Here is an 11,581-nt window from a genome sequence, read left to right as displayed (position 1 = left end):
AATATTCGTACACAATTACACTTATTCAAAGACGCCGCAGCTGTCGCTTGCCTGAAGCCTTGACCGAAATGTTCGTCAACGCTCATATTACGCACATAATTTTTATCGCAACTAATCTTGGCTATCCCCATCGAGCAATCTGGAGCAAGCGCATGAGCAACTATGACGTGGTGATTCTGGGCGGTGGCCCCGGTGGATATAACGCGGCCATCCGCGCCGGTCAGCTCGGCCTTAAAGCCGCTTGCGTCGAAGGGCGATCGACGCTGGGCGGCACCTGTCTGAACGTCGGTTGCATGCCGTCCAAAGCCTTGCTGCACGCTTCGGAACTGTACGCCGCTGCGGCGGGTACGGAATTCGCCAACCTCGGCATCGAGGTCAAACCGACGCTGAACCTGGCGCAGATGATGAAACAGAAAGACGAAAGCGTCGCCGGCCTGACCAAGGGCATAGAGTTTCTGTTTCGCAAGAACAAGGTCGACTGGATCAAGGGCTGGGGCCATATCGACGGCCCGGGCAAGGTCACGGTGACCGACGCTCAGGGCAATAAGACCGAGCTCAGCGCCAAGGACATCATCATTGCCACCGGCTCCGAGCCCACTCCCCTGCCCGGGGTCGAGATCGACAACCAGCGTATCCTCGATTCCACCGGCGCGCTGTCGCTCAGTGAAGTGCCCAGGCATCTGGTGGTGATTGGCGCCGGAGTGATCGGCCTGGAGCTGGGTTCGGTATGGCGGCGACTCGGCGCGCAGGTCACCGTGGTCGAATACCTTGATCGTATCTGCCCCGGCGTCGATGGCGAGGCCGGCAAAACCTTGCAACGCGCGCTGAGCAAACAAGGCATTGCCTTCAAATTGAGCTCGAAGGTTACCAGCGCCACCAGCTCCGCTTCAGGCGTGCAGCTGAGTGTCGAACCTGCCGCAGGCGGCGCTGCCGAGCTGATTGAAGCCGATTATGTGCTGGTGGCCATCGGGCGCCGGCCGTACACCCAAGGCCTGGGACTGGAGAACGTCGGCCTGAGTACCGACAAACGCGGCATGCTCGCCAACAAGCAACATCGCACCGAAGCCGCCGGGATCTGGGTGATTGGCGACGTCACGTCCGGGCCGATGCTCGCGCACAAGGCCGAAGACGAAGCCATGGCCTGCGTCGAACAGATCCACGGCAAGGCCGGCGAGGTCAATTACGCGCTGATTCCCAACGTCATCTACACCCAGCCGGAACTGGCCAGCGTCGGCCTGACCGAAGAACAGCTCAAGGCCGAAGGGCGCGCCTACAAGGTCGGCAAGTTTCCCTTCACTGCCAACAGCCGGGCGAAGATCAATCACGAAACAGAAGGCTTTGCCAAAGTCCTCGCCGACGAGCGCACGGACGAAGTGCTCGGCGTGCACCTCGTTGGACCGAGCGTTAGCGAGATGATCGGCGAGTTTTGTGTGGCGATGGAGTTCAGCGCATCGGCTGAAGACATTGCCCTGACCTGCCATCCGCACCCGACGCGCTCGGAAGCTTTGCGTCAGGCAGCGATGAATGTCGAGGGGATGGCGACGCAGATGTAAATCTCCAAGCCTTGCTCGCGAATGGCGCCACCCGGTCTACAGCGGCAGATGCCCCAACGGCAACGCCCCCGGCGCTTTCACTGTGTGAATGGCAAAGTTGCTGCGAATATCGCTCACCCCCGGCAGCTTCAGCAGGTGCGCGCTGACAAAGCGGTCGTAAGCGCGCAAGTCTGGCACCACCACTTGCAACAGGAAATCCGACTCCCCAGACACCAGAAACGCTGAGACCACTTCAGGCAACGCAGTGACAGCGGCATAAAAAGCCTCGGCGCGTTCTTCGTTATGCCGCTCGACCTTGACCCCGACAAACACCGTCAGCCCCAGCCCGACTTCATCACGGTCGAGATTGGCCTGGTAGCCGCGGATCACTCCTGATTCTTCAAGCATGCGCACCCGCCGCAGGCAGGGCGAGGCTGACAGGCCGATTTCCTCCGCCAGCTCGACGTTGCTCAGGCGGCCGTTGCGCTGCAGCGCAGCGAGAATCTTGCGGTCATAGGCGTCGAGTTTCATCTTTGGCAGATTCCGATAGTTACATGCTGGAAAACCAGCAGGTTATGCCAAACACAGAGGATTTTGAAGCGGACTACGCAAGCACCTGCCCTGCCCTCTCGCTCTAGACTGGCGCGACCAAATCGACAATGAGAGGGCGCGACGTGGCAAGTCTCTGGCTGTTTATCCTGACCCTGGCTGTAGTGCTTCTATTGCCGGGGCCGGACATGATCCTGCTCTTGCAAACCGGTGCGCGGCAGGGTCGCGGCGCTGCCTTGGCCACAGCCGTGGGCCTGGCCATCGCACGGGCCTGTCATGTGGCATTGGCGGCGCTGGGGCTGGCAGCGCTGTTCAAAACGGCACCGTGGACGTTTGATGTGGTGCGCATCGCGGGTGCGGCGTACCTGCTGTGGATCGGTATTCAATGTTTTCGCAGCTCGCTGGTGCCGAGCCTGCAATCCCAAGAGCGGGCACCTGCACACGGCCACTGGCGCGAAGCGATCCAGCGCGGCCTGCTGACCAACCTGCTCAACCCCAAGGCCTTGTTGTTCTGCTCGGTGCTGCTGCCGCAATTCATCGTCAGTCACGGCGCGCCGGTGTTGAGCCAGTTCGCCGTACTTGGCCTGGTGCTGGTCAGCGTCGGCCTGCTGTTTGACAGTGTTGTCGCCCTGACCGGCGCGGCACTGGGCCGTTGGCTGCAACACAGTCCAACAGCCCAGCGCGTTCAGCAATGGCTGTTCGGCAGCCTGTTGATCGGCTTCGCCGTACGCCTGAGCTTCCTTCAGCAGGCTTAAGCCTGGCGCACCTTGCGTTGACGACGGGTGATCAACACAAGCGCGGCAAGAGCGACCAGCACCATCGCGCCAATCTGCACCGGCCACTTGTAAGGTCGCAGCGTCGCACGCACCGCGTCGGTCACTTGGGTGACGTAGCGCTTGTCGGCATTTTCGAAGTCCGGGTACGGGCATTGATTGCCGAAGTCTTGCGCCCACGCCACGTAAGGACCTTCTTTGACGTAGCGCTGATACAGCGCACTCTGGTCTGCAAGGCTGCTGTTCCAGCCGGCAGCGTTGCACAGCACCGCGGCAAATGCCTGGCTGGTGTGCGGCAGGTGATCGGCGGCGCGACTGGCCAATGCCGTGGCGACAAAACGATAGTGATAACGCTGATCCGGTTGCGCGGCGCTGGCCTGCTGGCGCTGGACTTCCGCTGCGGAAATCAGCGGGCCGACATCCAGCTTCGTGCTCTCCAGCGTGTAGCTGCCGCCGAATGTGGCGTAATCAGGCGCCATCTCATAACCGAGGATGTCCATGCCCCACTCCCGGGCTGTCCATGCGGCGTTGTACAACGCACTGGCGCGTTTGCTCGGCCACCATGCCGCCTCGGCCTTGAGCCGTTGCTCGCCATAGAGCCGGGCCTTGTGCTGCAGATCGTCACTGGCAAAGTAACTGACCGCTTCCTCGTAACGTCCCTCACGCAGCAACCGTCGACCGAGCAGGTTGCGCAGATTGGCGGCCACCGACAGCGGCACGTAGTTATCGCGTTCCTGCTGCGTCAATGGCGGCGGCGCCGGCACGTTCTCATCAACATACTGTTTAAGCTCATCGACCGTCAGCACCCGCTCGGCAACGGTGGCGGCATCGAACCAGTAAATGCTGTTGCTGCGGTACAACTGGACAAAGGCTTGCAGGTATTCGCCGCGTTGCAACGCCAGGATCGCGCTTTCGCCCTCGACCCGGCATTTCGGCTGCACGGTTTCAAACGCCCAGTCCGGTGTGCGGCGATAACCCCAGTCTTCGTTCTGCGGGAAAGCCTGGGCGGCTTTGGCGTAGGCTGCCGCGGCGGCAGTCGTGTCGCCATCACGCACCGCCAGTTTCGCCCGCAACCACCAAGCGAGCCCGCCGTCCCCGGCATTTTCCAGGAAGGCCTTGGCAGACGCGTAATCGCCCTGTTGATAACTCATTGCCGCCAATCGATCGGCATTGTCGAGGCTGCCACGTGTGCTGGTCTGCAGCAGTGTTACCAGTTTCTTTTCGTTCGGCGGCTGTTCACCGAATGACCAGCCCTGACGACTGACCAGCGACGCCGTGACCAGTTGCTGCACCGCTGGCTGCTGCAGCAGCTTCGCCAGTTGGGCTTGGGGCAATTCGGCCAGTTCGTTCATCAGTTGCTTGAGCGAGGTGTAACCGACCGCCGAGCCGTGCAGGTTCTGCGCTTCGTACAGTTCGATGGCGCCGCTCCAGTCGCCCGCGCTGCGCAACACCCGCGCTTCTTCACCGAGGCTGGCAACGCCCAGTTCCAGCGGATCGCTGAAGCCATCGATGCTCAGCTGCCGGGCCTGACGAAAGGCAGCGCGCGCCTGTTCAAGCGCTTCGATGCGGTCATGCGCCTCGGTGCTCATGGCGAAAGCGATGCGCCCCAGAGAATACGCCGCCCAGGTACTGCGCAACGGACGCTGCTCTGCCGGCAGCGCCAGCACCTTGTTGAAATACTCCGTGGCCAGTTGATGATTGCCCGTGGCAAAGGCCACCGCACCCGCAACATACAAACGGATTTCCGCCGGCAGACCGGCGCCCTGCTCGTCAGCCTGACGCGCGTCGCTGAGCCCGCGCAAGCGCTTGACCAAGGCTTGCTGCTCGGCGCTCAGGCCGACCTGTTCAGCCTGTTCCCGTGCCAGCTCCGACGCGTTGTCTTCGGCGTAATCGTTGGGGTTATGGGTCGCGGCGGTGACATTTTTCAGCCCGGCAATGGTTTTGCCGAGGCGACTGATTTCGAAGCTGAAGCTGCCTTCGGGCAAATCGGCCAACGTCTGCGCGCGATTGTCGAGCAGGCGCATCGGGAAGTCCGGGCCGCAGGCCAACGCCGAGCCCAGCGGCAGGCTGAGGCTCAGGCACAGCAGATGGCGGGGCCAGTTACGGGTCAACATGCGAACCTCCTTGATCAATATGTGCACAACGCGCCCAACCGATAGCGCGCTGCCCGCCCGCCGGCAAGCGGCCGTCACGCAGGCGGGTGAAGGTAAGCAGATTGGCACTTTGTTGCAACGAGTAACCGGCGAGCGCATCGGCGCCAGCACAGTCCTGCACCTTCAGCGTGATTTGCGCGGGCCACGGGCTGTCGAGATTGCCGCGGTTTTCGAGCTGGATGTCATAGAGTCCGGCCTGCTCTTTGAGCGACAGGCCGAAATGACTGCTGAGCAAATCACCTCGAGCCACGGCGCGTAAAGTCGTCAGGCTCCAGGCGCGACGGTCGTTGGCCAGCGGCAGACGAAACCAGATCAGCCCGGCGAGATGCTCGGGCGGGTCGTCGCGCAAGGTCTTGGCCAATTGGCTGAGTTGCAGCGGATCGGCGAGCAGCTCCCGGCGCTGTCCGCCGCGCTCGAGTTGCACTTCGCTTTCCACCACCGGCGCACCACCGTCAGTTGCCAACAGCGCAACGCCATAAGCCGGCAGCGCCAGATAGAACGGTTTGTCGCTGGCACGTGCCCAGGCCTTGGCCCACTTCAAGGCCTGCTGTGGATCAAACAGACCTCGTCGCGGATCGCTCACCGCGTGAACCTGCAGCACGCTGCTGTCGACGCTCTGCAACAGTGCCGGCAGCCGAGGGCTGTCGAGCCAGGCCGGCAGCGCGGTGATGCTCAGAGGCAGAGATGGCGGCAAGACGGAGCGTAGATGCTTGAGGAAGGCAGCGTATGCGGGCAGCCGTGCATTGCCGGCATCGTGGTCGATCTCGACGCCGCTCAGCGTGAGGCCCCGCGCCTGCCAGTCGGCGATGACTTGCAGAATCTGCGCGGTGACCTGCTCCTGATCCAGCGATCGAAGTTGACCGTCGAGGCGAACCACCGCGATCAAAGGTCGGCCATCCGCTTTCAGTAACGCTGGATCGACCTGCGCCCTGCTCCAACGGGTACCGGGAAAACCCTGCAATGCCAGCACCCGCAACGTCGAGAAGTCACTGCGACTGTCGCTCAATGCCGGCGCGTGCGCGGACGTCCATTGGCGCTGCCAGACGTAGAGTTGCTGGTCCAGGGCAGGTGCGACGTGTTGCTCGCAACCCGCAAGCAAGACGCCAAGAAACAGACCCACAATAAACCGCATACCCTGAAAATCCCTGAGACCACAAGCCGCAAGGTTACACAAAAACCCCGTAGGAGCTGACGAGTGAAACGAAGCTGCGATCTTTTGATCGTGCGTTAACAATCAGGATCAAAAGACCGCAGCGTGCCGCAGCTCCTACAGGGATGCCGCAGGCTTGCGCGCAATGATCACCTGACTCTTCGCCACCACCGCATCCAGCGCCTGTTTGATCTGCGCCCCGCGCGGGGAGTCGAGTACCGCTTGCCACGTGTCGGCCCAGTGATTGAGCAGTGGGTGATCAGGGTTGCTGAATTCGACCTTGGCTTCCCAGAACAGCATCATCCACATCGACCAGTAAAAGCCGTATTGGCTATGGCTGATGATTTCCAGCCCGGCGTCGCCGACCATTGCCTTGAACTGCTCTTCACTGATGATGCGTATGTGATTGGGTTTCTGGAAGTACTCGGGCGCGGCGATGTCCTTTTGCAGGTCTTCGGAGCTTGGGTGCGGCACGCTGAGCAGGTACAACGCGCCAGGCTTTCCGACCCGCACCAGCTCAGCGAGAAACTGCGCAGGGTCGTCGACATGTTCGATCACTTCCGTCGAGACCACACGTGTCGCCGTGGCGTCGGCAATCGGCAGCGGATTGCAATCGGTGACGTGGCACTCGACTTCGCGCGCCGGGGTATCGCTCAAGCGCTGACGGGTGGCTTCGACCTTGGCCGCATCGATATCGGCAATGATGATCTTCGCCCCGCGCATGCCGCAGAAATGCACGTTACCGCCATCGCCGCAGCCCACATCGAGCAGCGTGTCGTCGGGGGTCACCGGGAACCCTGTGAACAGTTCGCCGGTTTGCTGATTGAACCAGCCGCTGAGCATCGCATCGTGCAGGCCGAGCATGTACGGGTCGGTCTTCTCGGCAACCGCCACAACAGGCTGCGCCGGCGTGGCGTTCGTGAGTTTCTTCAAAAGGCTCAGCATGAGGTGGCTCCAGGGGATGGAAGGGCGGATCGGGGCGTGCCGAGGCGCTTGACCAGCGCGGCGCCACGGTTGCGCATCGGCATTTCGATCAAGCGGTAATTCAGTTCACTGAACAGCACGATCAGGCCGAATCCCAGCAACAGCGTGAACACCGGATGCCCGGCCGGACTCGGCAGACCGGCGCTCTGCAAACGGAAAATCAGTTCACGCACCAGTTGATAGGCCGGGATATGGATCAGATAAATGCCATAGGAGCGGCTGCCGACCCACGCGAGCAACCGTTGCACCGCACCGGCAGGCACCAGGTAATCGCGGTTGTATGAAGCGATCCACACCAGCACGGCACTGAGCAGGGCGATTGAACCGATCCGATAAGGCGCGAAGGTGAAACGATCGGTGGCCATGAAGCTGAGCAGCAATGCGATGGCGATGAAGACTGAAATCCCGGCCCACGGCCGCGCCAGCCAGGTTGGCTGCCAGCGCTGATAGCCGGGCCGTGCGCTCCACATCGCCAACAGCACGCCAAGGGCCAGCGCGTCGGTGCGCACCACCATCAGCAACGGGGTGCGCACGGTCAGAATCTGCACCGCGACCAGCGCCAGCAGCGCCCAGACCAGACGCTGGCGAAACAGCAGAATCAGCAGCGGAAACAGCAGATAAAACTGTTCCTCCAGCGCCAGGCTCCAGTAGACAAAACTGCTGCCGTATTCGTATCGGAAGAAGCTGTCGGCAAAACGGAAATTGGCGTATTGCAACACGCCGGCCAGGGTCGCTTGCAAGTTGGCATGCCAGGTACCGAAAGCGCCGGAGCGATTGAGGAACACACAGGCCAGCAGCATCAGCGCGAGCCATAGCCAGGCCGACGGCAACAGGCGAAAGGCGCGGCGCAGCCAGAAGTTGCGCGTCTGCTGCCAGCACTCCTGGCGACTGGTACAACCTTGCAACGCCGGAACCAGGCTGCGAGCGATGACAAAGCCGGAGATGGCGAAAAACAGATCGACGCCCCACCACGTTTGCAGACTGCCGTGAATGCTGTCCAGCAAAGGCACCGGGTCCGCGAACAGACTGCCCTGCAGGTGATGGAACAATACCCCCAGCACGGCGACGGCGCGCAGCACTTCTATATCCATGATGCGCTTGCCGTTCATGCTTGGCAGGTTTCCCCCGCAGCGGCACGGTGTTCGAACAACTGTGCAAGAAATGCCCGCAGGCGCTGCTCGGCCACAGCCTGACTGCAAAAAGCCTGCAGGCTGTCGACAGCTTGTGCGGACATCGCGGCATAACGCTGCGGCTGGTTTTTTGCAACGTCGTAACTGGCCCGGTAGGCCTCACATAATGATGCCCAGTTGGTCACGTAACGCAGCGTGCGAAATGCCTTGCGCGGATCGTGCGGCCAGGCGGTCAATTCGTCGGTGGACTCGATCAGAAACGCGTTCTCAGCGTTCAGGTAATCGATCATTGCCGTGGTTCGAGGCGCTACTGCGGGCTTGCCGCAAGACATGAATTCCATCAGAGGCAGGCACTGGCCTTCCCCGTAGGACGTGTTCACGACATAGCGAGTCGCCTGCACGAGTCGCTCGTAGTCCGGATCGGCGAGATAACCGTGAATCAACACGATACGGCATCGATAGGACTGGTTTTTGTACAAATGATGGAGGATGTCAGCCAGCGCCTCTTCAGCATCGAAGTGCGTCAGTTTCAGCACCAAGGTGGCGTCTTCGACTTCGCGAAAGCTCACACAGAACGCGCTGAGCATGTCCTCCCAGTTCTTGCGGCCATCGCCGGGATTGAACACTGACGTATACACCACGCCCTCAAGGGACAGGGTCTGCTCGGTCACCGGTGCGGCAAAATCAATCCCCTCGCCGCTGCGCAAATGCTCTGGGGCGAAGGCATTCAAGTCGAGCTGACGGCTGTCGGCCACCACCCCTTTGATCGTCAGCCGCAGCGGCTCGGCAGCGCAATGATCCTGTGCTTGCCTGCCGCGTGCGGCGAAGCGGTCCCACACCGGCGCCGGGATAGCGCTGATCGGGTAGTCCGCGGACATGGCTTCGCGGACCGCAGCGACGGTATAACTGGAATGGGTGACAGCCGCGCCGCAGGCGTGCAAAACGCTGCGCCAGTCGTTGCGTGGCTCACCGGCGAACGGCTCGTTGGGGATCGTGCTGAACTCCCAGGCAAACACCGGCACGGTCGGACACGCCAGATCAACGGGCGTACGGTGCGGCGGGGAAAACGACAGGAACACACAGGGCTCGCCCCGAGCCAGGCATTCGCCATAGAGCGCATCGACTTGCGTCTGCGGATCAGCCACTTCGATAACTCGCCCGATTCGTTCGAGAACCGGTCGATATTCCTTGAGGACGAAGTAATAGCTGTATTCGGAACGCCCCAGGTTTTGCGTAATGGTGTGCTGATTGGTTTCAGAATGAACGATGATCAGCATGAGGCGTTATCCAGAACAGGCTCGATATCAGCGGCCGTGGGAGCCAGCGCGAAAAAATCCGCCAGGCGTGTCTGCAATGGCGCGAACGCGCAGTAATCGTGCATCCGCTCGATGGCGGCGGCCGACATCCGCTGATAGTCCTGCGGGTGCGCAGTGGCCATGCGGTAACTGTTTTCGTAGGCGCTTTTCAGCGAACCCCAGTCCGGTCGGTAGCGCAGGGTGCGGTAAATAATCCGCGTGTCCTGGGGCCAGATCGTCAACTCTTCGCTGGACCTGACCACGAATGCCACCGACTCGTCGATGTAATCCTCCATGGCGGTGTGGGCCGGCGCGATCACCGGTTTGCCGCTGGACATGAACTCCATCAAGGGCAGGCACAGGCCTTCGCAGCGCGAGGCATTGACGTAGAACGTCGCCGCCTTGTAGAGCTCGGCATACTGCGCGTCGTCAAGGTAGCCGTGCATCACCACAACGCGGCAAGCGAACGGGCTGAGCTGCGCGAGCAACGTCATCAATTCGCTGTAATACACGGCCAGATCGTTCTGGGTGATCTTGACCACCAGGGTAGCGTCCGGCTGCTCGCGAAATGCCCAGCAAAACGCGGTAATCAGTTGATGCCAGTTCTTGCGGCCATCCTTGGGATTGAAGACCGAGACGTACACCACACCGTCGACACGGGTTTCAACGATGCCGTCGGTGGCCGGCAGGTCCAGCGGCGGTGGTTCGCTGAGCGGAATCGGGTGCGCGCCGCAAATGGCGGGCAGACGTTGCTCGAGCCAGGCGTGAAGGTTGTCGGGAACGCGATCACGAACCCCTTCCCAATACCAGTTCTGCAGGTATTTCACCCGTGGGACCGGCTCTGCCAGGTTACGCCCGAGATCCAGTGCCCATAGCCGCAGATAATGCCGGGCGATGACGAACCGGCGCTTCAGGGTCAGCGGCGGTGGACGCGCGGCTTCTATTTCAGCCGCCAGCGCAGCTTCTTCTTCAGGTGTCAAAGGGACGGGAATCAGCGCATCGGCGGACAAGCCAAGTTCGCGGCTATCGAAAATACAGCCTCTGATCGCCAGGGTTGCCCCCGCATTGATCGGTGTCGGGACATGCGCCTGGCGGATATCCGAAAACCTTTCCCATAGCGCTGTCGGTAGCACCAGCACCGGAAAATCCTCACCCATGGCCCGCCGGATCGCCCGGGCAGTGTGGCTCGACAAGGTGATGACCCGGCCCTGGCGCGCGAGCATTTGCGTCCAGTCCTGGCGCGGGTCGTTGTCCCACCGTTCATCGGGAATCGAGTCGAACTCCCACGCCACGACGCAGACCGTCGGGCATTGCAGATCGGCCGGGGTTTTCTGCGGTGGGGCAAACGACAGGAATACGCTGTCTTCGCCTGCGGCGAGCAATCGGCGGTAAAGGGGATCGACTTCTGCCGGGGCGGATACGACATGCACACGACCAAGACTTTCCAGCAACGGACGATAGGCCTTGAGCACGAAGTAATAACTGTATTCGGGACGGCCGAGACTCTGGCTGATGGAGCTGTCGCTGACGTCCGAGTAAAGAATGAAATTCATGGCATCCCACGATAAAGCTGCCATTCCGGCAACTTCATGCTGTGACGGCCAGAGATGGATCGGGCCGGGAATCCCGACACGGCGTCCTTCATCAGACACGTCTTAGTTCTTGTTTTAGTGGTCAGTTTCACTCTGCGTCGCAACCCCCGTGTACAACTTCGGAATATCGCGACGAGGGGCATTCTAAACACATCCATTGAGGGTTCGGGAACCATCGGGCGTGAATAATTCGGTCTACGCTGTCCAGAACTGACCGGTCACGGTTTGCCCTGTTGAAATTGTCGTGTAATTGGCACAGATTGATCGCAGAACAAATACAACAACTGTTTCGCCTGTTGTCCTACCGAGCTTTCGTCTCGGTCTGACAGACCCTCCTACACCAGCTGTAGGAAATAGCGAAACATAAGCCCAAGGGGTCGCGGTTTTGAAAAATTGCCTGGTCGCCACAGGTCTCGCCAGTTT

At 61.1% G+C, this 11,581-nt stretch carries 9 protein-coding genes; 2 read left to right on the top strand and 7 right to left on the bottom strand.

What is annotated here, in order from left to right:
• The first annotated feature begins 152 nt into the window (after positions 1–152).
• Positions 153–1,553 (top strand): dihydrolipoyl dehydrogenase, encoded by a 1,401-nt coding sequence (gene lpdA, locus DCO47_RS00755; RefSeq protein WP_042608025.1) that lies wholly within the window; start codon positions 153–155, stop codon positions 1,551–1,553.
• Positions 1,554–1,589: 36 nt separating this feature from the next.
• Here lpdA and DCO47_RS00750 read toward each other — a convergent pair whose 3' ends face one another.
• A complete protein-coding gene (locus DCO47_RS00750) occupies positions 1,590–2,063 on the bottom strand; it encodes an Lrp/AsnC family transcriptional regulator (protein WP_116657218.1) in 474 nt (157 codons plus the stop codon).
• Between the two features lie 143 nt (positions 2,064–2,206).
• Here DCO47_RS00750 and DCO47_RS00745 point away from each other — a divergent pair, with 143 nt between their 5' ends.
• Entirely contained in the window at positions 2,207–2,836 is a 630-nt protein-coding gene (locus tag DCO47_RS00745) for a LysE family translocator (RefSeq protein WP_042608024.1), read from the top strand.
• On the opposite strand, the gene DCO47_RS00740 is transcribed toward DCO47_RS00745, so the two are convergent.
• From DCO47_RS00740 to DCO47_RS00715, 6 genes are all read right to left on the bottom strand, one after another.
• Positions 2,833–4,968 (bottom strand): hypothetical protein, encoded by a 2,136-nt coding sequence (locus DCO47_RS00740; protein ID WP_116657217.1) that lies wholly within the window; start codon positions 4,966–4,968, stop codon positions 2,833–2,835. The two genes, DCO47_RS00745 and DCO47_RS00740, sit on opposite strands and share 4 nt — an antisense overlap.
• On the bottom strand, positions 4,955–6,139 hold the full coding sequence (locus DCO47_RS00735) for a DUF3142 domain-containing protein (protein ID WP_116657216.1): 1,185 nt from the start codon (positions 6,137–6,139) through the stop codon (positions 4,955–4,957). The genes DCO47_RS00740 and DCO47_RS00735 overlap by 14 nt, the downstream gene beginning before the upstream one ends.
• Positions 6,140–6,274: 135 nt before the next feature.
• On the bottom strand, positions 6,275–7,102 hold the full coding sequence (locus tag DCO47_RS00730) for a class I SAM-dependent methyltransferase (RefSeq protein WP_042608021.1): 828 nt from the start codon (positions 7,100–7,102) through the stop codon (positions 6,275–6,277).
• Positions 7,096–8,250 carry an acyltransferase gene (locus DCO47_RS00725; RefSeq protein WP_064365191.1) on the bottom strand — a complete coding sequence of 385 codons (1,155 nt, stop codon included), beginning with the start codon at positions 8,248–8,250 and terminating at the stop codon, positions 7,096–7,098. The genes DCO47_RS00730 and DCO47_RS00725 overlap by 7 nt, the downstream gene beginning before the upstream one ends.
• On the bottom strand, positions 8,247–9,548 hold the full coding sequence (locus DCO47_RS00720; RefSeq protein ID WP_116657215.1) for a glycosyltransferase: 1,302 nt from the start codon (positions 9,546–9,548) through the stop codon (positions 8,247–8,249). Before DCO47_RS00720 ends, DCO47_RS00725 begins: the two co-directional genes overlap by 4 nt.
• The gene (locus tag DCO47_RS00715; protein WP_256590069.1) at positions 9,542–11,119 is read right to left on the bottom strand and encodes a glycosyltransferase; all 1,578 of its coding nucleotides are present in this window, start codon (positions 11,117–11,119) and stop codon (positions 9,542–9,544) included. The genes DCO47_RS00720 and DCO47_RS00715 overlap by 7 nt, the downstream gene beginning before the upstream one ends.
• Between the last annotated feature and the right edge of the window lie 462 nt (positions 11,120–11,581).

The organism is Pseudomonas sp. NDM (assembly GCF_003105095.1).
GTDB lineage: Bacteria > Pseudomonadota > Gammaproteobacteria > Pseudomonadales > Pseudomonadaceae > Aquipseudomonas > Aquipseudomonas moraviensis_A.
The sequence above is the reverse complement of the archived record's forward strand: the minus strand, read 5'-3'. Positions and strand labels throughout refer to the sequence as shown.

Bases quoted from the DNA above. Each gene is read 5' to 3' on its own strand.
- DCO47_RS00725 (WP_064365191.1), bottom strand. From the start codon at position 8,250: ATGAACGGCAAGCGCATCATGGATATAGAAGTGCTGCGCGCCGTCGCC.
- DCO47_RS00740 (WP_116657217.1), bottom strand. From the start codon at position 4,968: ATGTTGACCCGTAACTGGCCCCGCCATCTGCTGTGCCTGAGCCTCAGC.
- DCO47_RS00720 (WP_116657215.1), bottom strand. From the start codon at position 9,548: ATGCTGATCATCGTTCATTCTGAAACCAATCAGCACACCATTACGCAA.
- DCO47_RS00730 (WP_042608021.1), bottom strand. From the start codon at position 7,102: ATGCTGAGCCTTTTGAAGAAACTCACGAACGCCACGCCGGCGCAGCCT.
- DCO47_RS00735 (WP_116657216.1), bottom strand. From the start codon at position 6,139: ATGCGGTTTATTGTGGGTCTGTTTCTTGGCGTCTTGCTTGCGGGTTGC.
- DCO47_RS00750 (WP_116657218.1), bottom strand. From the start codon at position 2,063: ATGAAACTCGACGCCTATGACCGCAAGATTCTCGCTGCGCTGCAGCGC.
- lpdA (WP_042608025.1), top strand. From the start codon at position 153: ATGAGCAACTATGACGTGGTGATTCTGGGCGGTGGCCCCGGTGGATAT.
- DCO47_RS00715 (WP_256590069.1), bottom strand. From the start codon at position 11,119: ATGAATTTCATTCTTTACTCGGACGTCAGCGACAGCTCCATCAGCCAG.